The organism is Fictibacillus barbaricus (assembly GCF_014635025.1).
In the GTDB taxonomy this organism is placed as follows: Bacteria; Bacillota; Bacilli; order Bacillales; family Fictibacillaceae; genus Fictibacillus; species Fictibacillus barbaricus.
In genome coordinates, this window is sequence record NZ_BMCE01000001.1 from 288,158 (window position 1) to 314,213 (window position 26,056).

The window sequence follows — 26,056 nt, forward strand, 5'->3', positions numbered from 1 at the left end:
CTCGCTTTCCGCGGGGCGTGCGTTGAGCCACCTTGGCGCTTTGCGCCTTCTGTGTCTCACCTGTCCCGCTGCTCCCGCAGGAGTCTCGCATCCTCCGCTCCAATCGTTAACTGTTTGCTTTTTTTAAAACCTACAACACTTCATAGCCTCGGTTGGTTAAGAAATCCTGAAACTCATCATCACGAATCAGTTCGTCAAACAATTGCACGGCCTCTAAAAAGCGGCCAGAATTGAATGAATCCTCACTCATTCCTTGCTTCAGTTTTTGAACTTCCTGCAGTTTTAGTTCCTCTACCAGCTCAAACGTTACTTTGCGGCCATCGTTCAGGATGCCTTTAGGATGACGGATCCATTGCCACACTTGGGCTCGTGAGATTTCAGCTGTTGCCGCATCCTCCATAAGATGATTGATCGGCGCAGCACCTTTTCCTCTTAGCCATGAAGCGATATATTGGATGCCGACACTGATGTTGACGCGCAAACCTTCTTCTGTAATTTCGCCTTCTGGTACAGCTACTAAATCGTCAGCTGTCACGACCACGTCTTCACGCTTTCGGTCGATTTGGTTCGGCTCTGGCATGATCCGATCGAACACTTCCATAGCTACAGGTACAAGTCCCGGGTGGGCAACCCATGTCCCGTCATGGCCATCAGAAGCCTCACGCTCTTTATCAGCACGCACTTTTTCAAAAGCAGCAGCATTGGCTTCTTCATCATTTTTAATCGGAATCTGTGCCGCCATCCCGCCGATTGCAGGCGCATTTCGTTTGTGGCACGTCTTGATGGCAAGAAGAGAATAGGACCTCATGAATGGTACAGTCATCGTAACAAGCGATCGGTCAGGCAGAATAACATGAGGCTGGCTGCGGAACTTCTTTATATAGCTGAAGATGTAGTCCCAGCGTCCACAGTTCACGCCTGCTGAATGTTCACGCAGCTCATATAAAATTTCATCCATCTCAAAAGCAGCAACAATGGTCTCAATCAGTACGGTTGCCTTGATTGTTCCCCTAGGAATCCCAAGCTGTTCTTGCGAGTAGATGAACACATCATTCCAGAGACGAGCCTCTTTATGGCTCTCCATTTTAGGAAGGTAAAAATAAGGACCAGAACCCTTTTCAATCAGTGTCTTGGCGTTGTGATAAAAATAAAGGCCAAAATCTACTAAACTTCCAGACATCGGTTCGTCGTCGACAACAATATGTTTTTCTTCTAGATGCCAGCCCCTTGGGCGCACGATCAACGTGGCGATCTCGTTATTCAATGTATATTTTTTTCCGTTATTTCCAGTAAAAGAGATAGTCCGGTTAACCGCATCTTTTAGGTTGATATGACCCTCAATCGTGTTTTCCCAAGTAGGAGAGTTGGAATCTTCAAGGTCAGCCATAAATAGTTTGGCACCTGAGTTAAGCGCATTGATCACCATTTTCCGGTCAACGGGTCCTGTGATCTCTACTCGGCGGTCTTGAAGATCTTGAGGAAGAGGCGAGATCGTCCAATTGCCGTTTCTTATATGTTCGGTTTCCGGTAAAAAGGCGGGAAGGATACCAGAATCAATTTCTTTTTGTTTTTCTTTACGCTGTTCTAGAAGTTCTTTTCTAATGTTATTGAAGTGGTGGTGCAGGGACTTTAAAAAAAGAATGGCACCTGGTGTTAATATCTTTTCATACGCTGGGGTTAAATTGCCTAACACTTGAAGATTAGAGGTATCAATGGTCACTTATTCCACAGTCCTTTCTGAATATGTTATCAAACAGATGCTTTTCTGTAGATATTGTTATATAACAGGGAATGTAAAAAAATTTACCTTTCGTGTTTTCCCATGCAGCGTTCACACTCGTAAAGGTAAGATTCGTGCTGCTCCTCGATCACACATCCACATTCTGTACACGTTTTTTCTGGCATGTTGCGGTGAAGCTCCAAGTAATTTTTCATTTTAATTTCCTCCTGTTTTGTTTTTTGATTTGATTATAATGCATTGTATTATAACAGATTTGATTTTGCAACACCTGTTTTATAACATTTTTTGTTTTTTTGAGAAAATGAGTCATCTGTCCCATCGTTTTCCCAAGTATATCAGCGTTTATCAAGATTCTATTTCTATTTTAAACTGTTGTAATACAGAAAGTTGTAATACATCCTAGTGGCTATTTGAATTTTTGGAAAATAACGCTTACAATGAACACATTCAGAGTAAGTGTGGTGAGCAAATTGAAAATAGATGGTACAGATCGTAAAATATTAGAGCTGTTAACACAAGACGGAAGGATGTCGTATGCGGAGATCGGCAAAGAATTGAATCTTTCACGGGTCTCTGTTCGTGAACGTGTTAATCAGATGAGAAAAGCTGGCATTATTGAAAAGTTTAGCGTTGTGATAGATTCGGAGGCTGTTGGTAAGACGGTTTCAGCATTCTTTGAAGTGGACTGTGAACCAGCATACTTAGTAAAAGTAGCGGAGAAGCTCGTAAATAATCCAAGTGTTGCAAGCTGTTACCAGATGACGGGACCGAGTACCCTGCATATGCATGTACTCGTAGAGGACTTTCCATCCCTAGAAAAATTCATAAACAATGAGCTGTATGGGATAAAAGGAATCTCTAGAGTAGAATCACATATCTTGCTTAGACGCTTTAAAAGCAGATCAGGGCTTAAATTATAATAAAAAATATAAAAGGTTAAAGAAGCCAATCGGCTTTCTTTAGCCTTTTTTAATTGCCTTCTTATCCGATTTCATAGGTTAAACATACTACCGCCAAACATAATTGCTAGTCCGTTAGTAACTGCTGTAAAAAAGAGGGGCATGAACATAGAACTAAATTAAGTTTTTATATAGAAAATATTCTGAATTTATTTTATAATCAGAAACAACATAATTACGTTTGTTAATCCAAAACTAATTTTAGACTAACAAACGGAGTGTAATTCAGTTTAAAACAATCGATAAATCAAAAAAAGGGGAGAGGTGAAGAGGAAATGGCAGGTCTGATTGTAAGGCGCGTTTTTCAGCTAGTGCTCTTATTAATAGGTATTTCATTCATCGTTTTCATGAGTATGCACATTGCACCAGGAGACCCTGCAAGCATCATCGGCGGTCCGACTGCTACTAAAGAAGACGTAGAAGCGATAAGGGAGAACCTTGGGTTAAACGAACCTTTGCTCACTCAATATTTTGATTATTTAAGAGGCATATTTACTGGTGACTTAGGATTCTCTTATCAAACGAAACAAGCAGTGTCAGAAGCTATTATTGATCGTTTTCCAAACACACTGAATCTGGCCATCGCAAGTATCATAGTAGCTATCGTAATCGGTGTAACAACAGGCATTATTTCAGCCTTAAAACATAACACCTGGTTTGACGGACTCAGTACAGTCATTGCCCTTGGAGGAATCTCTATACCTAACTTTTGGCTGGGTGCCATCTTAATCCTCGTTTTTGCCGTGAATCTGCAGTGGTTCCCTGTAGGAGGACTGACCGAACCGTTCTGGACGATTGAAGGAATGAAACAACTTGCACTCCCTGCCATTACGCTTGGTACAGGATCAGCCGCCATGATCGCCCGTATGAGCCGGTCAGCGATGCTTGAAGTGATACGAGCAGACTATGTACGAACCGCAAGAGCGAAGGGAGTTCGTGAAAGAACAGTCATTATGCTTCACTGCTTAAGAAACGCCATGATTCCCGTTATTACAGTAATCGGCCTAAACTTTGGCTTCTTACTCGGAGGCACCATCATTACAGAATCTGTTTTTGCCATCAATGGAGTAGGAAGGCTCATGATCGAATCGATCGCCGCTCGTGACTTTCCGATGGTACAAGGCTCGGTTCTTCTTGTAGCAACACTATTTGTATTAGTAAACCTTATTGTCGATATCGTGTATGCCTTTATTGATCCAAGAATCAGTTACGAATAAACGTGAAGGGGGGATAACATGTCAATGGAAGTGGTTGCACAGCAAGTACCTGCACATAAGAAAAGGAAAGAGTTCGCACTGTTAAAAACATGGAAAAGATTGATCAAAAACAAGATGGCGATTGTAGGCTTGATCATCATCGCCTTACAGCTTTTTATGGCTCTTGCAGCACCAGCTATCGTTCAGATCGATCCCAATAAACAAAACTTGGAACTAAGTGAGATGCCGATCGGCACAGAAGGGCACTGGCTGGGTACTGATAACTATGGACGAGACATTTGGAGCAGAATCGTGTATGGTGCGAGAATTTCATTACTGGTCGGAGTTGGAGCTGTAAGTCTTGGGTTAACAGGCGGGGTGATCCTTGGACTGCTATCTGGCTATTACAGACGATTAGATGGCATCATTATGAGATTTGTAGATTTAATGTTTGCTTTTCCTGGTATTCTGCTAGCCATGCTGATCATCGCCATCTTAGGGACAAGCCTTGTGAACGTAGTGATCGCGATTAGTATCTGGTCCATTCCGACATGTGCGAGGATCGTGAGGGGCAGTGTCCTCTCGATCAAAAAACAAGAGTACATTATCGCCATGAAATCGCTTGGTGCAAGCGACCTTCGTATCATGATAAAACATGTCCTGCCTAACTGTACAGCGCCTATCATCGTATTTGCAACAATGAGGATGGCGACAGCGATCCTATCAACTGCATCACTAAGTTTTTTAGGATTAGGGGCACAGCCTCCGACTCCTGAATGGGGAGCGATGATCGCTGCAGGTCAAGAGTACATGTGGACATCACCCCACATGATCGTTATTCCAGGTATTGCGATCATGCTTGTAGTATTTGCGTTTAATGTTGTGGGTGACGCTCTTCGCGACGCGTTAGATCAAGGGATGAGTTTGGATAAATAAAAGGGGGAGATTTCAAATGGGAAAAAAGTGGTTTACTAGTTTGCTGACCGTTCTTTTTGTATTGTCTTTAGCTTTAGTAGGTTGCAGCAGCAACTCTTCATCAGGAGGAAGTGCCGGCAGTCCTGAGCAGGAATTAACGTATGCTACAACATCCAAAGTGGTAGGCCTGTCACCGATCCTTACGAATGATTCTGTATCATCCACTGTGATTGAACAGATCTACGAAACCCTGTTCGTCCGTGACAGCAAGGGCGAGATCGTTCCTCACCTTGCAGAATCCGTTGAGAACCCTGATGAGAACACATGGGTGATCAAGTTAAAGAAAGATATTAAGTTCCATGATGGTACACCTTTTAACGCAGAATCGGTTAAATATACGTTCGATAAGTTAAAAGATCCAAAAACCGCAGCACCACGCGCTTCTCTTCTTGCACCTGTTTCATCGATCGAAGTTCAAGATGAACATACGGTAGTGTTAAAAACGGAGAAGCCATACGGTCCGATGCTTGCCGCTTTAACACACTCCAATGCTGCGATCGTCTCTCCTGCAGCTGATAAGAAACAGGATCTCATGAAGGATCCTGTGGGTACAGGACCTTTTAAATTCTCTGAAAAAGTAAACGGCGATGATATTGTTCTTGTAAAAAATGAGGACTATTGGCAGAAGCCGGCCAAGCTGGAGAAGCTTACGTTTACTGTCGTTCCAGAAGTATCAACAGCCATCTCGATGCTTCAGACGGGAAAGGTTCAATTAATTGACGGTTTAGCTCCAGAGCTTATGCCGCGCCTTGAAAAAATCAAGAATGTAGAAACACAAAAAGTGGATGGAACACCTGTTTATTACCTGGCATTCAACATGGAAAAAGCGCCGATGAACGACCTTAAGTTCAGACAAGCTGTATCTCACGCCATCAACCGAGAAGGCTATCTGAAAAAGCTGAACGGATTAGGCGTTTACTCCAACACATTTATTGGTCCAGAAGTGTTCGGACATCCAAAAGACGATAAAGGGCCTAAGTTTGATCAAGAAAAAGCAAAAGAACTAGTTAAAGCAAACGGTTTTGATAAGAAAGAAGTCAAAATGCTTGTTGCGAATACAGCATCATACATGAACATGGCTGAAGTCATTCAAGCTCAGTTAAAAGAAGTCGGCATTCCAGCAAAGATTGAAACACTTGAGTGGGGCACCTATCTGGATGTTTCCAAAACAGGTGACTTTGATATCACAATTGCCGGCTGGTCGAACGTAACGGGTGATGGAAGTGAACTATTGTTCCCGCGTCTTCATTCTGCAAACATCGATGCAACAAACTTAAGCCGCTATAAAGATGCAGAGCTTGATAAGTTGATCGACGAATCCCGCTCTGTTGTGGATCAAGAGCAGCGCCAGGAAATTTTAACAAAAGCAGATGAATACGTGATGACACAGCTGCCGGTTCTGCCGATCTACCATGGGATCGCTTCAGCAGCGTACGATAAATCGGTTAAAGGCTTTAAGATGGAACCTACAGGACAGTGGTCACTATACAGCGTTCATAGAGAGTAGGGATAACGATGAAAGATACTGTGTTAGAAGTGACAAATCTCGTGACAAAGTTTAAGTCTGCGGACGGTCTTTTGCCGGCTGTCCGCGGCGCCTCTTTTTCTGTAAAAAAAGGAGAAACGCTCTGCATCGTTGGAGAATCGGGCTGTGGTAAAAGTATCACAGCCCTTTCCATCATGGGACTTCTGCCTTCAAACGGATTAATAACAGATGGTTCTATTACGTTCAACGATCAGAACTTAGCTTCCATGTCTCCAAAAGAAATGCAAAGGCTGCGCGGCAACGATGTATCCATGATTTTTCAGGAACCCATGACTGCCTTAAATCCAGTATTTACAGTTGGTTTTCAAATTCGTGAACCACTGATGATCCACCAGAAACTATCAAAGAAAAAAGCGCATGCAAGAGGAATCGAGCTTTTAAAAATGGTTGGCATTCCTTCACCTGCTGAGCGGATGAATCAATATCCGCATGAGTTGAGCGGCGGTATGAGACAGCGTGTTATGATTGCGATCGCATTATCCTGTAATCCATCTCTTTTGATTGCTGACGAACCGACAACGGCGCTGGATGTAACCATCCAAGCTCAGATTATTGATCTGTTGAACGATCTCAAAGAGCAGCTGGACATGAGCATGATCATGATCACGCATGACATGGGTGTTGTGGCTGAGATCGCTGACCGTGTGATCGTCATGTATGCAGGAGAGGTTATTGAAGAAGGACGGGTAGAAGAAATATTTGAGAACCCGCAGCATCCTTACACGAAGGGCCTTTTATCTTCTGTACCGAATGTGGATGATCCAGACTTTGATCTGAAGCCGATTGCTGGATCGATGCCGATGTTGAATGAACAGATCAGCGGATGCCGTTTTCATCCCCGTTGTCCTCATGCTTTTGATAAATGTTTCCATGAATCACCTAAAACGTTTTCTGTAACAGATAAACAACATGTACGATGCTGGCTGCAAGAGGAGGAGGTCGCTCAGAATGGCGGTAGACGAGCAAGTTCTTTATAGCGTAAAAAATGTAAAAAAGTACTATCCCGTTAAAGGCGGCATGCTGCAGCGGGTAAAAAGCCATGTGAAAGCGGTCGATGGCATCACGCTTGATATTTATAAGGGTGAGACACTTGGTGTTGTCGGTGAATCGGGGTGCGGCAAATCGACACTTGGAAGAACGATTCTGGGACTTGAATCACTGACAGAAGGAGAACTGGTCTTTAACGGGAATAACATTAGTAACCATTCGTCGCGTCAATTAAAACCGTTTAAAAAAGAGATGCAGATGATCTTTCAGGATCCATACGCTTCTCTTAATCCAAAACAGCGGATCGGTGATGCTTTAGAGGAAGCTCTTATTATTCATACGAATCTTTCGGCTCCCAAGCGAAGAGAAAAAGTGATTAGATTATTAAACGAAGTAGGTTTAAAAGAAGAGCATTATGACCGTTATCCGCATGAGTTCAGCGGCGGTCAGCGCCAGCGTATCGGGATTGCCAGAGCCATCTCGATCAATCCGTCATTCATCGTATGTGACGAGCCGGTTTCAGCACTTGATGTGTCAGTGCAAGCGCAAGTGATTAAGCTTTTAAAAGACCTTCAGGAGAAGCATGGGTTGACGTATTTGTTCGTATCCCATGATCTTGGTGTTGTTCGCCATCTTTGTAACCGAGTACTCGTAATGTATTTAGGACAGATGGTGGAGCTTGCGCCAGTCGATAAGCTATATGAAAATCCGACGCATCCTTACACAGAGGCATTATTATCAGCCATTCCAAGGCCAGCTGTAGGGAGGAAAAGAGAACGGGTCCGTTTAACCGGAGATCTTCCGAGCCCGTCCAACCCGCCGGCAGGATGTCCGTTCCATACCCGATGTCCGATCGCAAAAGACCACTGTACAACAGAAAAACCCGCATGGCGCCAAATTGACGAAGGTCATTTTATCGCCTGCCACGAGAGGTGAAGAAAATGAATCAAACAATACAGCATACAAAACAAAAATTAAAATACAATGCACTTCATACACCCTATCCATCTCACAGGATGACCGTGTACGCCAAAAAAGGAATGTTGGCAACGAGTCAGCCGCTCGCGGCACAAGCAGGTCTAGATATTTTAAAAAAGGGCGGGAACGCTGTTGATGCAGCGATTGCAACAGCTGCCTGTCTGACTGTTGTGGAACCCACATCTAACGGAATTGGCGGGGACGCTTTTGCGCTTGTCTGGATGAACGGCGAACTGCATGGCTTGAACTCAAGCGGTCCAGCTCCAAAGAGAATCTCGATCGAAGAAGTGAAGAAGGCAGGATTTGACGAGATGCCAAAGTTTGGATGGATTCCTGTTACAGTTCCCGGAGCACCTGCGGCATGGGCCGAGCTATCCAGCCGGTTTGGCAAGCTTCCGTTTAAGGAAGTCATGGAGCCGGCGATCTCATATGCAGAAGAAGGATATCCGCTGACACCGATCCTCGGGAAGTACTGGAAAAGAGCGTATGAAACCTATAAGCGGGTATTGAAGGGTGATGAGTTTGAAAGCTGGTTCCAGACCTTTGCACCTGACGGCCGAGCCCCTGAAGTTGGCGAGGTTTGGCGATCACCAGATCATGCGAAAACATTGCGTGATATCGCTGAAACGAAAGCAGAGTCTTTTTATAGAGGAGCACTTGCTCAAAGAATAGGTGAAGCATCAGAAGCACACGGTGGATTTTTACGAAGTGAAGATCTAGCTTCTTTTTACCCGGAGTGGGTAGATCCCATTAAAGTGAACTATAGAGGATACGACGTATGGGAGATCCCACCGAACGGGCAAGGTATCGTTGCCCTCATGGCACTCAACACGTTAAAGGGCTATGAGTTTGCAGAAAAAGAGTCAGCTGACACGTATCATAAACAGATCGAAGCGATCAAACTGGCATTTTCCGATGCGAAAAAATATGTAACAGACTCAGTTAGGATGCGTGTTTCAGTAGAAGGTTTATTGTCTGAGGAGTACGCAGCAGAAAGACGCGGGCTGATCGGAACTGAAGCACTGCAGCCAGAGCCAGGAACTCCGCCAAGCGGGGGAACGGTATATCTCGCAGCTGCTGATGAAGAAGGTAACATGGTTTCGTTTATCCAGAGCAATTACATGGGATTCGGTTCGGGTGTCGTTGTGCCTGGAACGGGAATCGGTCTTCAGAACAGGGGTCATGATTTCTCTCTTGATCCTGATCACGAAAATGCACTCGCACCAGGCAAAAAAACATATCATACGATTATTCCAGGATTCTTAACAAAAGACGGTAAAGCAGTTGGTCCGTTTGGGGTGATGGGAGGATACATGCAGCCTCAAGGACATGTGCAGGTTGTCATGAACACAGTTGATTTTCATCTGAATCCGCAATCCGCTCTTGATGCACCCCGTTGGCAGTGGATGGAGGATAAAAAAGTACTCGTTGAGCGCTCGCTGCCTCCACATATAGCAGATGAATTGGCGAGACGTGGTCATGAAGTCCAGGTTGCATTAGACTCTGGGAACTTTGGCCGCGGACAGATCATTTGGAGAGACCCGGATACAGGCGTCCTTGCAGGAGGAACAGAAGGAAGAACGGATGGCTCTATTGCAGCCTGGTAAACACAACGAAAACCAACCACGAATAAAGGACTTGATCACATGACATATCTCAACTTGTTTCTCGCCTTTTTCCGGTCTGGCATGCTTGGGTATGGGGGAGGACCTTCTTCCATCCCTTTAGTTCATAAAGAAGTGGTCGGAAAATACAAATGGATGAATGATGAGGAGTTTGGAGATGTATTGGCGCTAGGGAACACGCTGCCTGGACCCATTGCGACCAAGATGGCAGGCTATATTGGGTATCGGGTTGCGGGAATCCTAGGTCTCTTTGTCGCACTCTTAGCTTCCATCCTACCAACTATCATTCTTATGATTCTACTTTTAACCTCATTAAGAGAGTTCAAGGACCAGCCATGGGTGCAAGGCATGACAAAAGGGGTTATCCCTGTTGTTGCCGTTATGCTTGCCGTACTTACATGGCAGTTCTTCGATAGCTCTAAAAAAGGTCTTGGCTTAAAACTGAGCCTCCTTCATATTTTTGCGGGAGTCGTGCTCCTTCAATTTCTCGGTGTACATCCTGGTATCGTAATTGGATTATTACTGGCATACGCTCTTTTTGGACCGCTTAAGGAAAAGAAAGAGGAAAGAGTACAGGTGCGGGAAGGAGAGAAAACGGGATGACGTATTGGCATATCTTTCTCGCATTCTTTATACCAGGTATCTTAGGGTATGGCGGCGGGCCTGCTTCGATTCCGTTAATTGAAAATGAAGTGGTGGACAGGTATGACTGGCTTTCTGTAAATGAATTTACAGAAGTTCTGGCACTCGGAAATGCTCTTCCCGGTCCGATCGCTACAAAAATGGCAGGGTATATCGGATTTCAGGAAGGCGGATGGCTCGGTGCTTTTGTTGGCGTTTTTGCCACAGTTGCTCCCTCTCTAGTGTTGATGGTCGCTTTCCTTGGACTCGTCTATAAATTCAAAGATTCACCAAGGGTAAAAAACATGAGCATATATGTAAAACCGACCATTGCCGTGCTTCTTGGCATCATGGCCTATCAGTTCTTCTTTGAATCTTTTGTTGGCATAGGCTGGATGCATACGCTTTTCTTAGCAGCTGCAAGCTTCTTACTGATGGAAAAGTGGAAAGTCTCCCCCGTTTTCGTGATTATAGGATCTCTCGGATATGGAGCAATATTTTTAGCTTGATCATAAAAGGATGACTCAAAGATCATATACTTTGAGTCATTTTTTGCGTAATCAACCAGGTGCAAATCCATGATAACCATGATTTATTCGAATAGATTTATAAGTCTTCAAAAAACTTTATAAGTCTTCAAAATAATTTATAAGTCTTCAAAAAATTTTATACGTCTTCGCCAAATCCAACCTCTCTATACTTTTTCTGTTAAAAAGTCAGGTCAAAAGCCTAGTGTGAACCCTGTTCATCTAGGTAACAGTATACCTAGTATTAGAAAAAATAGGTTATAGGAGGGATGCACATGTTTGGTTTTGAAGATGTTTGGAAGTTTTTCTTTTCATTCTTTTTAGTCCTACCGATCGTTACGTTCATACACGAAGCAGGTCATCTCTTTTTTGGGAAAATTACGGGCGGAAAAGTCCGTATTCATATAGGTAGCGGGAACAGATTACTTAAAATTGGACCTTGTAATATCCGAGCCCTGTATTTTTGGGACGGCTGGTGTGAATATGAGAATTTGAAAAACCATACAAGAAGACACTTGGTTGCCGTTTATTTAGGCGGTCCTCTATTCACGATACTTAGTATGTTAATTGTCAATATGCTGATCTACATGGAAGTATTTAAAGCAGGGATCTTCACCTATCAATTTGTCTACTTTTCCTTCTATTTTGTATTCTTCTCATTGATTCCCATCGAGCATAACGGGTATCCGACAGACGGAAAAGCAGCATGGGATGTTATCAAACGAAAAACGATCGATAAAAATCCGCTAGGTTAATAGAGTACTATCCTTTTAGCGTTTGGACGAAATCTAGGCGCTTTTTATTTTTTGAGTTTTTTACAGATACATGCTGCTTTCATATGTTAAGATAATTTCAAACTTAAATTGGCATGTTAGCCAAAACAGATGAATATTTTTTAGAGGGAAGCGGGGGACTTTCATGAAACCAATATGGCTTGGTATTGCGGCGGCCTTTTTCTTTGGTGTTACGTTTATCTTAAACAGATCGATGGATTTATCAGGCGGAAGCTGGCAATGGAGTGCGGCACTTCGATTTTTTTACATGGTTCCGCTGTTATGGATCATCGTTTGGATGCGTGGAAACGTGCGTCCTGTTTTTCAAGAGTTAAAAGCACGATTCGGTATATGGTTTTTATGGAGTTCAGTTGGTTTTGTATTATTTTATGCACCCATTACATATGCTGCGGGGTTTGGAGAAGCCTGGCTCGTTGCGGCCACCTGGCAGATCACGATTGTAGCAGGCTCGCTTTTAGTGCCGTTCTTTTATGAAGGAGATGGTAAAGAAAGGAGCGCAACCCGTCAAAAGATTCCGTTTAAAGGACTGGGCTTCTCCATTCTCATTCTAGCAGGTGTTGCATTGGTACAAGTGCAGGAAGCAGGTGGGGTGAATGGCTCTGCTTGGCTGAACGTTGTACTGCCGGTCTTGATTGCTGCTATCGCCTATCCGCTTGGAAACCGTAAGATGATGGTGGTTACAAATAAGCGTCTTGATGCGTTTCAGCGTGCGTTCGGGATGACGATCGCCTCACTGCCTTGGTGGATCGTTCTTGCTGGTTTTGGCTGGTTAGAGAGCGGGCCGCCAACAAATGATCAGCTTTGGCAAAGCTTTTTGGTCGCAATATCCTCTGGTGTGATCGCAACGGTTCTCTTTTTCCAGGCGACAGATCTATGTGCGAACAACCCTGTGAAACTAGCAGGCGTGGAAGCGACCCAATCTGCTGAGATCATTTTTGTGCTTGCCGGTGAGATGTGGCTGTTATCGATCGCGAGCCCGACTTTGCTCTCTATGCTAGGCGTTCTTGTTATCATGCTAGGGATGTTTTTACACAGCTATTACGGAAAAACGGATGTAGTACAAAAAAAATCTATGAAACTTGCAAAATGATGAATAAAAAATTGTGAGTTGGGAATAGTAGTACTACCCCCCCTTTTTATATAGTAATTGGAACAGCCGTTGCCCGCAGCAGCGGTTGTTTTTTGTGTAATAAAGGAATCCGTCATATCGGTGCATGAATTGTCGGATGTGCCGGTTTATTACCTGCTATTCTAAAGTTGAAAGGAGGCATTAAAATGGATTCGCTTAAAAATATGAATGACGCGCTGCAGTATATGGAGGAAAACCTGGAGTATGAGATTGATTATCGGGAAGTAGCGAGACGGGCTTGCTGCTCGGAATTTCATTTTAAAAGGATGTTTTCTTTTCTAGCGGGTGTCCCTCTATCGGAGTATATTCGCCGGCGGAGACTAACGCTCGCCGCTTTTGAGCTAATGAACGGCGAGTCAAAGGTTATTGATGTTGCGGTAAAGTACGGATACAGTTCACCAGATGCTTTTACAAAAGCTTTTCATCAGTTACATGGTGCAACACCGTCAGAGGCAAGGAAAAACGGTCATTCTTTAAAAGCATTTCCACGCATGTCCTTTCAATTATCGATAAAGGGAGGGAATGAAATGAACTACCGTATTGTTGAAAAAGAAGCTTTTCATATCGTGGGGATCAAGAAAAGAGTTCCTTTGATCTATGAAGGAGTAAATCCGGAAATTGCAGCTATGTGGCAAAGTCTTGATATGAACACGATTAATATGCTTAAGAGCCTTTCTAATACCGAGCCAAAAGGACTGATTAGTGCATCAGCTAACTTTTCTGACCGGTTGCTTGAGAACAGTGAGCTCGATCATTATATTGGGGTCGCAACGATGGTGGAATGCCCGGATCATTTAGTGAAGCTTGAAGTTGCAGCATCAACGTGGGCCGTTTTTGAAGCGACAGGACCTTTTCCTGAAACATTGCAGAATGTCTGGGGACGCATTTACTCGGAATGGTTTCCGTCTTCATCTTACGAGCAGACGGAAGGGCCAGAGATACTGTGGAACGCTGATAAGGATACCACATCACCAACGTTTAAAAGTGAGATCTGGATACCCGTCGTGAAGAAATAGATAAAAAAGCATCGGCTCTAGGGCCGGTGCTTTTTGGTGTCTACTGCTCCACGATCTCCTTCAGCTTGCTCTGCCATTTGTCGTCATCCAATATGATTTGAAACGAGATTCGGCGGTTCTTTTGGAGAGCTTCAGAAGAGTTTCCTTTTTCGATCGGCTTATACTCGCTGTAGCCTGTAGCTGCCAAGTATTGAGCATACTCTTTTTTCGCCAGTTTTGGATTCGCTTTTCCGAGATAATCAACGACAGCAACTGCACGCTGAGTCGAAAGGGACCAGTTGTCATACGGCACTGAATCCGTATGGCCTTCGATCAGGATGATATAGAGGTACTGACTCATGTCTTTTTCCTCGATGATCGCAGCAAGTGCATCCGCTAACGGATCAAGGACTTGTTTTCCTTTAGCAGAGATCTCTGCACTTCCCGTATCAAAGAGGATGTTTCCTTCCACGGAGATCGTGTTGTTCGGACCGCGAATGATCTTGTCTTTTCCAACGTTTTCCTCGAGCTGTTTTTGAATCAGGTCAGAGATATGTTTCTTCACCTCGGCGACCTGACCGAGTTCCCGCTTGATCTGTGCTTGGTCATACGCGTTATAGATACTCTGTACGTAAGCGAGTATGGCGATAAAAATCATAACAAGCACCATCATGGACATCATATCCGTAAAACTCGGCCAGAAGATTTCTTGCGTTTCTTGGCTTTCGTCGTGGTAGTATGATCTGCGCGCCTTCATACCGGTCACCGTCTCCTAAAACTCTGATTGGAGATTTCAGGCATCCGTTCGTCCTCGACAAAGTCTTGGCGTGGTACTCGTGAATCGTATACAACCTGATTGGATTGGTTCATTGCTGCTTGATAGATGCGCTGCATGAGGTGATACATGTCAGAGAGCGTACGGTTGTTGTCGGTAATGCTTCGTGTTAAACCGTGATGAAGGTTTTCAAGCGTGCGAGCAAGTTCTCGCAGATCATCATCACGGCTGTTCTGGTTTTGTGAATTGTTCAGGATAGAAGCGAGCTGGCGGCTCTGACTATCCATGATGTTCCGTACCTGATCCGTAAAATCACGTTTGATGTGTTCAACAGCTGTATAAAATCCTTTCTCGAGCTGACCAACGCTTGAAGCAAAGTCAGCAGCTGCCCGGCCGTATTCGCCTTGCTTTTCAGCGTATCGATAATGCCATTCGTCCTGCTTTTGAGCGAGTCGGTTTTCAAGTGCATCATGCTGGTTTTGGTAGTGCTGAAGCTGTTCCTGCATGCCGCGAAGCATCGATTGTGCATGTTCTTCAGAACGGCGCTGCGCTTCCTGGAGCATTTTATCGGAACGCTGGATCAGCTGTTCAAACTTTTGCTGACCTTGCGTGTGCCGGTCGTTGCTCGTTTTTAATTGTTGTTCGAATGAAGAGATGTTTTTAGCAAGTGCGTTGATACTTGTATCTACTGTTTTTTGGATCGTGCCAAGTTCTTTAGTCGTTTCATTAAAACGCTGGCCGAACTGATCGAGTTGTGTGGCAGATGCTGCGAAACGTTCTGAGTGCTGCCGCTGCGATTCAAAAATACCGTTTACGTCTTCCATTGCTTTTTGCAGACCTGCTGTAAAATGAACCATCTGCGACGCAAATTCACCAAGCGTCTTGTCAAACGATGTTTCTACACGGGACGCCAGTCGATCAAGCAGACGTTCAACCGAGTCTTGTGGCTTATCGTTAATCAGTTCGCTGTTGAAGTGGTGATCCATATACACTTCACAATCGGCTAAAAGTTTATTTTGCATGTAAGAAAGGGAGGTGCCTTGTGAGAAAAAGCCTGTCTGGATCAGGTTCAAGAAGAGTGCTGCCACGATTCCGGCAATACTCGTGAAAAATGCGACACTCATGCCTTCAAACGGTGCCGTTAAGGATGAGATGATCGAGTTTAGGGTAAGGTTCGAGTCAGCCGGCTGTGTGCCTAAAGTCAGTAGTGTATCTTGCATGGAAAGAAGCGAGAGTGTTAGTCCGATAAAGGTTCCGAGTACACCAAGAATGATGGTGAAGGACGGAAGCTGATTGAGCAATTTTTGTATGTTGCCAACTGGAACTCGGAAGATGCCTAGCAGAGGTATGCGTTCGTTGTATAAATGCTTTTCGATAAGCGCTTGTGTGTTTAATTGTGGCACGCCGGCGAGATGAAATTGTTTGTAGTCAGATGTAACACGCTGAATCCAGTGAGAGTAGGGTTGCTGCTCCTTGTTTGTTTCCAGCTTCTGAAGCTCTTTACTCCACTTGCGAAAATGGTACGCAGTCTGTGTGTATCCCACAATACCAAAAAACATTAAAAATCCAATGACCCCGACGACGATTACAGTAATTTGATCCATCATGCCACCCCTTAGATGTCTTGTCTTATCCTGATACTGATAAATATGTCCTAACTTCGGGAAATATTTAAGGAAATGGGGTCTGTCCCCAAACAAATACAAAAACCCCGTGATTGTCCACCTCAAATGGACAATCACGGGGTTGAAATCACAAGCTTATTTATTTTTTAAGTTTTTTAAGATTGGTTTTATTTAACCACAAACTAGATCTCATTTTGATTTTTTACTAAGTTGTCATAAAAAGCAGCATAGGACGCACTCATGTAAGGGGCAAGCCAAAGGAATCCGATCCCGAGCGTAAACAAACATAAAATACCCCAGCCGATAAAGCTTAGATGCAGCACAAAGAATCTCCACTTATAGCCATTCATGAGCTTTCGGCTTTTTGTAATGGCAGCATTAATTCCGATTCCCGGGTTGTCTTTTAATACAAAATACGTCTGTGAATACGAGAACGCTTTTATGATTCCAGGAACTAAAAGAAGAAGTGCCCACAAGAACATATACACCATCATAACTAAATACGTTCCAAGTATCTTTACGTACGTACTAATCTCAGAAAAGGCTTGAAGCAGACCAGAGAATTTAATCCTCTCGCCATTACGTATCACGGATAAAAACGTCCACAAGTACCCGATGTATAAGGGCAGTAAAACAAGCGTGATAACAAATGTACTTGCCGCAGGTCCATTAACATTATCTTGCTGGTTTATCCATGCTTCAAATCCTCCGCTTAAGTTTATTTCTATGATCAAGGGAATCAAGTAATAGATTGCTGCAAACAGTAACGTAAATAATGCTGCTATTCCCCACTGACCTTTTAATTGTTGTCGGGCCAACCGTTTTATCTCTTTATTTTTCATCGTTTTTCACCTTTCGTTATCGATTCTCTTTTATACTACTATATGATGTACGTCTTTACTTGAAAATCAGAACAACTTTTTTGGTTTACGTTGCAGATTAATAGTAAAACAGAGGAAATAGATAATGACGGAAAGGGTTAGATGTGATGAATGGTAAAACGGAGGATCCTGTTCTTCTATTTGATGGCGTTTGTAACCTTTGTGATGGAAGTGTGAAATTTATTTTAAGAAATGAAAAGAATAGTGACCTAAAGTTTGCAGCTATTCAGTCAGAAGCTGGGCAGAAGTTACTCTCTCAAAAAAGCATCGACCCCGAGCAGATCGATTCTGTCATTTTAATAAAGGGCGGTAAGGTCTATACAGAATCCGACGCCGTACTAAACGTTACAAAATTTTTAAGGTTTCCTTATAGCCTTTGTAACATTTTAAGGATCGTTCCTAAGCCAGTCCGGAACTTTTTTTATAAAAAAGTAGCTAGCAATCGCTATCGGTGGTTTGGAAAAAGAGATAGCTGTATGATGCCGACACCTAACCTTAAAAATAGATTCTTAAAATAGCTTTTAAGCCCCAAATTTCATAAGACAACCTTGCTTCCTAATAGGATAAAACAAAAGGAAAAAAAAGGGGATTTTTACTATGGGACAAAAGGTTTTGTTCTTTGGAGATGTAGGAATTGATGACACAATTGCGCTGACATATGGTTATTTAAGCGGTGAAATAGATATTGTCGGTGTTGTTGCAGACTACGGTAATGTATCCAGAGCACAGACTGTTGCAAATGTTCACTATCTTGGTAAAACTTTTAACTTTCCTGATGAAGTAAAGATTATTGGGGGAGCAGAAGTACCTATGACAGGCGAGCAGCCTACTTTTTATCCTGAGGTTCATGGCGTATACGGATTAGGTCCGATAGAGCCAGGCAATTATGAGGGAGTTATTGAAAACTTTTTTGAAATAGTAAGTCTGATCGAACAATATGAGAATGAAATTATAATCGTGAATGTCGGCAGACTAACTTCTTTGGCAACAATGTTTATTCTGTTTCAATCACTTATGAAAAAAGTAAAAGCTTTCTATGTTATGGGTGGAGCCTTTTGGGTGCCAGGAAACGTGACGGCTGTATCGGAAGCAAACTTCCATGCTGATCCCATTGCAGTCAGAGTTGTATTGACATATGCCGAAAACCTAACGATCATTCCGTTGAACGTAACTGATAGAGCAATCGTTACGCCGGAAATGGTTAATTACATAGATCACAAAGGGAAAGCCCCTGTTATTAAACCACTTCTCGACTATTATTATGATTTCTATAAAAAAAGAAATCCTAAAATACTAGGAAGTCCGGTCCATGATGCTCTTACGTTGATGGCAGGTATACGGGAAGACATGTTTTCATTTAAAACATTGCCCATACATATTGTCCTTCGAGATGAAAATATTGCGAGAGGACAGAGTATTGCTGATGTGAGGCCGTACATTCAGTTTAATGATCAAGAAAAGAAGCATCGGATTGCGTTTGATTTTAACTATACCTGGTTTTTCAACGACTTTATGAGTGTAATGACAGGTGAGAAGTTTGAATGAGGAAGAAAAGAGAAGTACAAAATAAAAAACCGGTAATCCCTATAATAGTAGGAACTCCCGGTTATCTTGTTATCTCTAGTCAATATTTTTTTGTATTTAAGCGCAATCTCTAATTTGGTCTAGTTTATTTAATTTTTCGTCTAGTATCTGGCTTAATTGAACAAGAAGCGGATCTGCAAGACTATTAACCTTTTTACTTACCTCATACATGGTCGTGCGAATGGCGTCTATCTCTGTAGTTAAGACAAGAGCATTGCTTCGGCTCATGGTCCATTCCCCCTCTAATATAATAACCACTTCTGAACCAATAATTTCGGTAAATCTTGTAAATATTATATACTATATTTTGTGTCAAGTCTATTAATTTTTTACACATATAGGGGGACAGACCCCATACAATTACATATTAGCCAGTTTTGTCTTTTTAGAGAAGACAAAACCGGCTTTTTTTAGTAAAACTTTGTTGAATCCTGTCGATATACTTTTTGCTGCCTAGAAAAAAGTACATCTGGAGGAAAAAATGATAAAGAAAAGTCTGCAGAGGCAAATTCTTGTGCCTTTTATATTACTTATTATAATGACAGGTTTAATCATCAGCGGAGTCAGCTACATGTTTAGTATGAAGACAACCGTTGATAATTCATCGGAAGATACATCTGCCCGAATGCATGATCTGAATGAGTCATTAAACCGCTTTTTAGAAGATAACGCTGATTTTGTTTCAGCTTATGCAGATTCTGCGACGATAAAACTTCACGAGAAAGGTGATAGCCCGGAGTATATCATTTCAAGATTCGAAGATTATCATCTAGCAAATGAAGCGATCATGAACAGTTATTTTGTTTCCGAAGCAAAGGAAGTCATCATGTATCCAATACCTTCCGCATCAGTTGAAGATTTGACTTTAACCACTTGGTATAAACAAGCTGCTGATAATCCTAAGCAAGTCTATTGGACGGACCCTTTTATTGACAAAGCAACGGACAGGCCGGTTGTAAAAGCGATGAGAGCTGTTGAATACAGCGGTAAAGTGGTAGGGGTAGCCGCTATAGATATTGCGGTTAATGATATTCTTACACTTATGCAAAATGTGGAGATCGGGGAAACAGGCTATGCGCTCCTTCTTGATAACTCAGGAAACTACATGGTCCATCCTGACGAGAAAAAACTAGGTAAGAGCGCAACGAAGGAATCTTTTTATAAAAAGATAAAGAATAAACAAGGAGTAATAACAACGCACATAAATGATGAAGAGCGAGTGATAAGCTACACGAGAAACGAAACGACCGGGTGGAAACTTGCTGGAACTGTAGCTGTTAGTGAGTTTGAACAAAAGGCTTCGGTGATTCTTGTGCCAATCGGTATCGCATTGCTTATCACTCTCATAGTGGCTGCGGTAATTTCCTTATTTGTATCAAGAAGTGTTACTGTACCGGTTAACCAGCTGAAAGAAGCTATGCGTGAGATGAAAGAAGGGAACTTACAAGCAAGTGTATCCATTCAGAGGAAAGATGAGATCGGTGAACTCGCTATAAGTTTTGATGAAATGACAGGACAGATGCGCATGTTAATCGGAGAGATGGCTCAGATTACAGATCATGTGACAGATGCATCTCAAACGGTAGTGGCAAGTGCAGAAGAAAATTCTGCTTCAGCTAACGAAGTTTCAACAACAATGCAGCAAATTGCTGCTGGTTCATCTCATCAAGCTGAAATGATGGAGGGTAACGCCAAAGCAGCTAACGTTCTTGCAGATCGTATCAGCCAAGTACAAGCGCATGGAGAAGCCATTCAAAAGGCAACGCACCAAATGGATGAAGAGTCGGTTAGAGGTGTTGAAAAAGTAAGTGGTCTAAAAGAAAAGTCGTTAATGACGACCGAAATGACAAAAGAGATGATTACCTCTATTAAAAAATTGGATGAAACTTCAGGCAATGTCCAAAAGATTGTTCATACGATTAGTGCTATTGCAAACCAGACAAATTTACTAGCATTAAACGCGGCGATTGAAGCTGCAAGGGCAGGAGAGTCTGGAAGAGGGTTTGCCGTTGTTGCAGATGAGGTGCGAAAGTTAGCAGAACAAACCGAGAATTCACTAAAAGAAATTAGCGGGCTGATTACAGATATGCAGAATGTAACTCAATCGACTGTTGGGCAAGTTCAAGAGGCAGCGGCCCTTATCCTATCCCAAAGCGAGGCGGTTGAAGAGACAGAACAAACCTTTACAGCTATATCTAGAGTCGTTCGTACCAACTCAGATAAATTAAGAGATGTGATTCAATCGGTTGAAGACATGGCAAAGCAAAAAGACGTATTGCTTGAAAATGCTTCACATATTTTAGCGATTACGCAAGAAACAGCAGCTGGGACTGAGGAGGTTTCAGCATCCGCAGAGCAGCAGTCAGCTTCTATGGAACAGCTAAATCATCTAGCAGAACAGCTCGAACAATATGCAGATCAAATGCGCACCCACGTGCAGCGGTTTACATTCTAGGGGGACAGACCCCATACAATTACATCTTAGCCGGTTTTGTCTTTTTAGAGAGGACAAAACCGGCTTTTGTTTGAATAACTGGGTTCAAAAACGTAAAAGCATTTCACTTAGAGTTCAACTACTGGTGATGTTTTACTTTCTACGTAATCCCGATACTGCGGTTTTGAATTTTGAAATAATCCAAGAATGGTTGAAGTTTCTACGAAGGGGCATACCGATTGAGTAACATAATACCGGTAGCTGCTCCAAGGATATTCGAGAGGGAACATAACGAGATCAGCAGCTACAGGGTTCATGTGAATATATCTGCTTGTGTCCAGCAGATAAGAACGATCTTCAATCAATTCCGCTCCATAGCGGCCTTGGAAGACATGACCTGTTAGCTCGTATTTCTTGTTGAAGTACATGGCATATGTTTCATTTAGTTCTTTCATGAAATCTCCGGGTGGGAACTTGCTGCACAGGATTTGAAGATGTGTGTGGTTTGTCATGAGGCAATAAGAGAAGAGCTCGACTTCGTACTTTCTAACACAGTGGCTTAAAATTTTTAAATATCGGTGGAAATCCAGATGGGAATAAAAGAGAGGTTCTTTTCGGTTTCCGCGAGTGGTTACGTGGTAAACCGCATCAGGGTACCAAATGCGACGTGTTCTAGGAATCATTTTCACCTCCTTTCAGCTATACCATTATTTTACTGCTTGGTTGACAGTTTGGGAAATTGGGACTGACCCCAAACAATTTATTTCCCTCATTGTTTTTGAGTAAAACCTCTATAGCGTGTTAGAATGCAAACGGTTTAAATCCTTTCTTTTAGGTAAGTACGCTAAAATTGCTTTATCCTAGTTGACCGTTTTTGTCAAAAACTGAAAGATATTGATCCTTCTTATCAAATTTCCCCGGAAATTTTTTAATGAAATACAGAAATCATGTATATTTGACTTCAATTTACATAAAATAACCCGGTAATTTTAATTCTTGGAGGTTATATCATGAATCCAAATCAACCAAACAACAATCAAAATCAACAGCCTGCTAATCCTAGCCCAGAATTCATGCATCAAAACATGCAAACAGGCCAAATTTCTGCTCAACTTAATCATGGTGGTCATGAAATGTTTGATGTTCATGAAGTGCTTAGTGGAACAGTAGGTGCATTAAATCTCTACACATTGTGTCAAGGGCATGTGCAAGATCAGGAACTAAAAGCTATGCTGAGCCGTCATTATCAACATATAACGAAAGAATATAATGCATGTGTACAGGCTTTCCAAACAGGAAAAGATCCAGCGATGCGAACTGAATCGTACAAGATGGCACAAGATAATGATTTTGTGTACGGTCTAAAACCAGCACAACCGGTTAAGCCGATACAAAGTGTTACTGAATTAAATGATCAATGTGTTTCAGCGCTCCTTTTAGGGACGTTAAAATCCAATGCTTCTTCTAGAGGAATGGCAACATTAGAAGTAACGAACCCGGTATTACGTCGTGTTTTAGCGGATGGAATCCCAAACTGGATTGAAATGGCTTATGAATTGTCAATCTGGCAAAACAAGAATCATTATTACCAAGTTCCACAATTAAACCAACAAGATATGACGAGCATGATGAATGCCTATGCTCCAGCACCACAGTCACAACTACCACTTCAATAACGATCGAAAGAAACGAGTACTAACTCAAAAGGGTACTCGTTTTATTATGATTTATGTTCCTGCACCTTAACTATCCTAATCTTTTTGGGGGTATGCATACGGTTGTTTTACCAATCGTGTTATCCCTAGTTGCGTACAAATGGGGACAGACCCCATACAAATACATTTTAGAAGACATTGTCCACTCCGAGTGGACAATGTCTTCTTTCTTTTGTGAAATAAGATTCTACTAAAAAAAATAGCAGGTATAAATTACTAAAAAACCATTTACAGTTAATTACTGAGATGGTAATTTAGTATGAGAATATAATTAAATAAGTGTGGAGCTATGAAGGTTATTCTATATGTGGGCGCTTGGGATAACTGAAGCTAGTAGCGCAACCGACTGCTTCTTTTATAAGGTTCTGAAGATAAAGGAAGGGGTATTTTTATGGAGATCTCAAGAAAAGAAAAGTTCAGTTCAAAGAAAAGAACAACGACGAAGAAATGGCCAAAAATCGTTTTAGCGACAACATTTGTATTAGGTTTAGGCACCACATCTGTTTTTGCTGCAAAACCTGACCTTGCCGGCTATCTATACAATCAGATTGTTTCGTTTACATACAAAGCAGATATCGATAAGGCACTTAATGATGAAAAAAATTCATTGCTAACAAATTTGAGTTCGAATATCAGTGCAATCTTCAATAACACGAAACAGGAATTAGAGAATGAGAAGCAAAAGATCATTGAAGACAAAAAAGGTGAGATCAAAGCTCATTATGATCAGGAAATGGCTGAAGTAACAAAGAAAAAAGACGAAGCCATCACCAAAAAGAAAGAAGAGATGAATGCGGACGCAATCAAAACTTCTACAAAGATACAAGAAGAAATCACAAAAGAGATCGAACAAGAATTAAAAAAGAACACAAAATAAATGTTTAAGAGCGGAGCTCCATTCTCCGCTCTTTTTCTTTTTCCTATATACTAGAAATTAGAATGATAAACGGAGACGAATTTATGAGAAAACTATTTCTTCTGCTTAGTATGATCTTTCTTGTTTATGCAACGGCTATGCTGATCCAAACGACCAATATGGACATGGGTCTTGCGGTTTTCTTCTTTTTAGGTGCACTCTTTTTCATCCTTTTTTACAGATACGATTTGGCTACGAAAGTTTTCAAAATGTATCGAAAAACAACTTTAGCACTCGTGATCATATGTTTACTTTTTGCTGCAGCGCTTGAAACTCTTATTCTTATATCTGCTAATACAGATCCAGAGAAGGTATCTGGCAAAATCAATTCCATCCTCGTCCTTGGCGGTGGTACAAAGAATAACCGGCCAGGTGCGGTACTAAAAGGACGACTTGATCAGGCAATAGCCTATGCGGAACATCACCCGGACGTAAGCTTTATCGTGAGCGGAGGCCTTGGATTTGGTAAAACAACGAGTGAGGGCTCCATCATGAAAAACTACTTGGTGGAGAATGGCATTGACCCGAAACGCATAAAGATTGAAGAGAAGGCGACTAGTACGTATGAGAACCTTTTATATACAAAAGAGATGCTGCAGGCAAATGAACAACTATTAATTGTAACAAGTGATTTTCATCTTTTTCGTACAAAAATGATCGCGAAACGGGTTGGTATTGAAGCAGAGGGACTTGGGTCACCACTCCGAATCTCATCGATACCACAAGCACACGTGCGAGAATATATGGCCATCATTAAAAGCTATTTTACCGACCGATAAAGGATTGAGGCTGTCATGAAACAAAGTAAGTATCACTGCTGCGCGACATGTATAAATTTCAAACCTGAAAAAACGAATCAAGGTATGCGCTATCACTGTGTACGTCTTGGTTATGAAACAAAACCACAGTATCAGTTCAATTGCTGGGAGCCGAAACCCCATGTTGTAGAACTTATGAAAAAGAATGAGAACACTTAGTTATCAGATTAAGAAACTAAGTGTTTTTCTTTGCAGTCAGTACACTTGCCTTGAAAAAGCTTACAATGTTACATTGTGTAAGGCTTTATGTAACGAAATGCTGGAAATACTGTTGATAGATGATCTTTAGATAGATCATGAGAAAGGATTTTTTGATATGAATCTTCAAATTCCGATTGAAATAAAAGAAAAACTGCAGCAAGATGCAGCTAAGCGATTAGAAAACTTACCAGATATATATAAAGGATTAATCGGCGATCCAGGATACACGGCGCCTGATACTTCACTTATAGAAGATGCTGTCATTGCACTCGCTTTAGGAAAAAATGTTCTGCTGAAAGGCCCTACAGGATCAGGGAAAACCAAGCTTGCCGAACTCCTGTCAAATGTGTTCGGACAGCCGCTGCACCAAGTGAATGCCTCCGTTGACCTTGACGCAGAAGCGCTTCTTGGCCATAAAACGTTAAGCTACAACGAGGGAAAGCAAGAGATTGAATTCATCCCAGGTCCTGTAACAAAAGCAGCGACTAATGGGCACTTCCTATACATTGATGAAATAAACATCGCAAAACCTGAAACGCTGCCGATCCTTAACGGAATGCTCGATTATCGACGTACGATCGCAAACCCGTTTACTGGGGAAGTGGTAAAAGCAGAGCCTGGATTCAACGTGATTGCTGCAATTAACGAAGGCTACATCGGAACAGTGCCGCTGAATGAAGCATTGAAAAACCGTTTTGTTGTGATCGAAGTTCCTTATATCCAAGGCGAGACGTTAAAGGAAATGCTGAAAAACCAGTCTCAGCAAAAAGATGAAGATGTGCTATCGAAGTTTGTCCAGCTTTCGTCTGACCTTATCGGTCAGGCGAAAGCCGGCCATCTGTCCGAGGACGCCGCATCCATCCGCGCACTTCTGGATGCGGCCGACCTCTCCGTCTACTTGCCGGCGAAGCGCGCCATCCAGCGCGCAATCGCCGACAAGCTCGAAGATGCCCGCGAACGCGCCCTCGTTTCCAACGTGGCCGCGACGCTGTTTGCGTAAGCTGGGAAATGGGGACAGTCCCCCAACAATTTAT

Annotated in this window: 27 protein-coding genes and 1 riboswitch; of the genes, 20 read left to right on the plus strand and 7 right to left on the minus strand. The window is 42.4% G+C overall.

Translation table 11 applies throughout. From position 1 onward, the window contains the following. Positions 1-130 precede the first annotated feature (130 nt). Both aceB and yhfH read right to left on the minus strand, forming a co-directional pair. Positions 131-1,720 carry a malate synthase A gene (gene aceB, locus IEV52_RS01445; protein WP_188400761.1) on the minus strand — a complete coding sequence of 530 codons (1,590 nt, stop codon included), beginning with the start codon at positions 1,718-1,720 and terminating at the stop codon, positions 131-133. An 83-nt stretch (positions 1,721-1,803) separates the two neighbouring features. After that, positions 1,804-1,935, minus strand: coding sequence for a protein YhfH (yhfH, locus tag IEV52_RS01450; protein WP_188400762.1), 132 nt, complete (start codon positions 1,933-1,935; stop codon positions 1,804-1,806). Positions 1,936-2,211: 276 nt separating this feature from the next. On the opposite strand from yhfH, the gene IEV52_RS01455 reads away from it, so the two are divergent. From IEV52_RS01455 to IEV52_RS01510, 12 genes are all read left to right on the plus strand, one after another. Beyond that, positions 2,212-2,661 (plus strand): Lrp/AsnC family transcriptional regulator, encoded by a 450-nt coding sequence (locus IEV52_RS01455; protein WP_188402198.1) that lies wholly within the window; start codon positions 2,212-2,214, stop codon positions 2,659-2,661. Between the two features lie 314 nt (positions 2,662-2,975). Further along, on the plus strand, positions 2,976-3,917 hold the full coding sequence (nikB, locus tag IEV52_RS01460; RefSeq protein ID WP_188400763.1) for a nickel ABC transporter permease: 942 nt from the start codon (positions 2,976-2,978) through the stop codon (positions 3,915-3,917). An 18-nt stretch (positions 3,918-3,935) separates the two neighbouring features. Further along, positions 3,936-4,832 carry an ABC transporter permease gene (locus IEV52_RS01465; protein ID WP_188400764.1) on the plus strand — a complete coding sequence of 299 codons (897 nt, stop codon included), beginning with the start codon at positions 3,936-3,938 and terminating at the stop codon, positions 4,830-4,832. Between the two features lie 16 nt (positions 4,833-4,848). Then, a complete protein-coding gene (locus IEV52_RS01470) occupies positions 4,849-6,378 on the plus strand; it encodes a glutathione ABC transporter substrate-binding protein (protein ID WP_188400765.1) in 1,530 nt (509 codons plus the stop codon). A gap of 8 nt (positions 6,379-6,386) precedes the next feature. Beyond that, positions 6,387-7,394 carry an ABC transporter ATP-binding protein gene (locus tag IEV52_RS01475; RefSeq protein WP_188400766.1) on the plus strand — a complete coding sequence of 336 codons (1,008 nt, stop codon included), beginning with the start codon at positions 6,387-6,389 and terminating at the stop codon, positions 7,392-7,394. After that, entirely contained in the window at positions 7,366-8,340 is a 975-nt protein-coding gene (locus IEV52_RS01480; RefSeq protein WP_188400767.1) for an ABC transporter ATP-binding protein, read from the plus strand. The genes IEV52_RS01475 and IEV52_RS01480 overlap by 29 nt, the downstream gene beginning before the upstream one ends. Before the next feature lie 5 nt (positions 8,341-8,345). After that, positions 8,346-9,989, plus strand: a complete 1,644-nt coding sequence (locus IEV52_RS01485; protein ID WP_205724041.1) for a gamma-glutamyltransferase family protein — start codon at positions 8,346-8,348, stop codon at positions 9,987-9,989. 39 nt (positions 9,990-10,028) lie between these two features. Further along, positions 10,029-10,610, plus strand: coding sequence for a chromate transporter (locus tag IEV52_RS01490; protein WP_188400768.1), 582 nt, complete (start codon positions 10,029-10,031; stop codon positions 10,608-10,610). Beyond that, positions 10,607-11,137 carry a chromate transporter gene (locus IEV52_RS01495; protein ID WP_188400769.1) on the plus strand — a complete coding sequence of 177 codons (531 nt, stop codon included), beginning with the start codon at positions 10,607-10,609 and terminating at the stop codon, positions 11,135-11,137. Before IEV52_RS01490 ends, IEV52_RS01495 begins: the two co-directional genes overlap by 4 nt. Positions 11,138-11,430: 293 nt before the next feature. Beyond that, positions 11,431-11,910, plus strand: coding sequence for a site-2 protease family protein (locus IEV52_RS01500; protein ID WP_188400770.1), 480 nt, complete (start codon positions 11,431-11,433; stop codon positions 11,908-11,910). A gap of 163 nt (positions 11,911-12,073) precedes the next feature. Beyond that, positions 12,074-13,039, plus strand: coding sequence for a DMT family transporter (locus IEV52_RS01505; protein WP_188400771.1), 966 nt, complete (start codon positions 12,074-12,076; stop codon positions 13,037-13,039). Positions 13,040-13,224: 185 nt separating this feature from the next. Further along, complete coding sequence (locus IEV52_RS01510) at positions 13,225-14,094, plus strand: AraC family transcriptional regulator (protein WP_188400772.1); 870 nt, start codon at positions 13,225-13,227, stop codon at positions 14,092-14,094. Between the two features lie 40 nt (positions 14,095-14,134). On the opposite strand, the gene IEV52_RS01515 is transcribed toward IEV52_RS01510, so the two are convergent. The 3 genes from IEV52_RS01515 to IEV52_RS01525 all read right to left on the minus strand — a co-directional run bounded on the left by IEV52_RS01515 (position 14,135) and on the right by IEV52_RS01525 (position 17,315). Then, positions 14,135-14,830, minus strand: coding sequence for an OmpA/MotB family protein (locus IEV52_RS01515; protein ID WP_188400773.1), 696 nt, complete (start codon positions 14,828-14,830; stop codon positions 14,135-14,137). Positions 14,831-14,835: 5 nt separating this feature from the next. Beyond that, on the minus strand, positions 14,836-16,452 hold the full coding sequence (locus tag IEV52_RS01520; protein ID WP_188400774.1) for a hypothetical protein: 1,617 nt from the start codon (positions 16,450-16,452) through the stop codon (positions 14,836-14,838). A gap of 203 nt (positions 16,453-16,655) precedes the next feature. After that, positions 16,656-17,315 (minus strand): DUF975 family protein, encoded by a 660-nt coding sequence (locus IEV52_RS01525; protein ID WP_188400775.1) that lies wholly within the window; start codon positions 17,313-17,315, stop codon positions 16,656-16,658. Between the two features lie 146 nt (positions 17,316-17,461). Between IEV52_RS01525 and IEV52_RS01530 the strand changes: the two genes are divergently transcribed. Together IEV52_RS01530 and IEV52_RS01535 are read left to right on the plus strand one after the other, a co-directional pair. Further along, on the plus strand, positions 17,462-17,872 hold the full coding sequence (locus tag IEV52_RS01530; RefSeq protein ID WP_188400776.1) for a thiol-disulfide oxidoreductase DCC family protein: 411 nt from the start codon (positions 17,462-17,464) through the stop codon (positions 17,870-17,872). Positions 17,873-17,951: 79 nt separating this feature from the next. Continuing rightward, positions 17,952-18,899: a nucleoside hydrolase gene (locus IEV52_RS01535; protein ID WP_188400777.1), complete on the plus strand. Its 948-nt coding sequence runs from the start codon at positions 17,952-17,954 to the stop codon at positions 18,897-18,899. A 96-nt stretch (positions 18,900-18,995) separates the two neighbouring features. Here the strand turns inward: IEV52_RS01535 and IEV52_RS01540 are convergent, their stop codons facing one another. After that, the gene (locus IEV52_RS01540; protein ID WP_188400778.1) at positions 18,996-19,166 is read right to left on the minus strand and encodes an aspartyl-phosphate phosphatase Spo0E family protein; all 171 of its coding nucleotides are present in this window, start codon (positions 19,164-19,166) and stop codon (positions 18,996-18,998) included. 253 nt (positions 19,167-19,419) lie between these two features. Between IEV52_RS01540 and IEV52_RS01545 the strand changes: the two genes are divergently transcribed. Next, on the plus strand, positions 19,420-21,393 hold the full coding sequence (locus tag IEV52_RS01545) for a methyl-accepting chemotaxis protein (protein WP_188400779.1): 1,974 nt from the start codon (positions 19,420-19,422) through the stop codon (positions 21,391-21,393). 107 nt (positions 21,394-21,500) lie between these two features. Here IEV52_RS01545 and IEV52_RS01550 read toward each other — a convergent pair whose 3' ends face one another. Further along, complete coding sequence (locus IEV52_RS01550) at positions 21,501-22,055, minus strand: transposase (protein WP_188400780.1); 555 nt, start codon at positions 22,053-22,055, stop codon at positions 21,501-21,503. Between the two features lie 390 nt (positions 22,056-22,445). Between IEV52_RS01550 and IEV52_RS01555 the strand changes: the two genes are divergently transcribed. The 5 genes from IEV52_RS01555 (at position 22,446) to IEV52_RS01575 (ending at position 26,022) form a co-directional block, all read left to right on the plus strand. Next, positions 22,446-23,048, plus strand: a complete 603-nt coding sequence (locus IEV52_RS01555; protein ID WP_188402200.1) for a spore coat protein — start codon at positions 22,446-22,448, stop codon at positions 23,046-23,048. A gap of 313 nt (positions 23,049-23,361) precedes the next feature. Beyond that, positions 23,362-23,444, plus strand: a riboswitch (cyclic di-GMP riboswitch). A 34-nt stretch (positions 23,445-23,478) separates the two neighbouring features. Then, positions 23,479-23,964 (plus strand): hypothetical protein, encoded by a 486-nt coding sequence (locus IEV52_RS01560; protein ID WP_188400781.1) that lies wholly within the window; start codon positions 23,479-23,481, stop codon positions 23,962-23,964. 83 nt (positions 23,965-24,047) lie between these two features. Next, complete coding sequence (locus IEV52_RS01565; RefSeq protein ID WP_188400782.1) at positions 24,048-24,782, plus strand: YdcF family protein; 735 nt, start codon at positions 24,048-24,050, stop codon at positions 24,780-24,782. 15 nt (positions 24,783-24,797) lie between these two features. Then, entirely contained in the window at positions 24,798-24,980 is a 183-nt protein-coding gene (locus IEV52_RS01570) for a hypothetical protein (RefSeq protein WP_188400783.1), read from the plus strand. Between the two features lie 157 nt (positions 24,981-25,137). Next, positions 25,138-26,022, plus strand: a complete 885-nt coding sequence (locus IEV52_RS01575) for an ATP-binding protein (RefSeq protein ID WP_188400784.1) — start codon at positions 25,138-25,140, stop codon at positions 26,020-26,022. Positions 26,023-26,056: the final 34 nt, after the last annotated feature.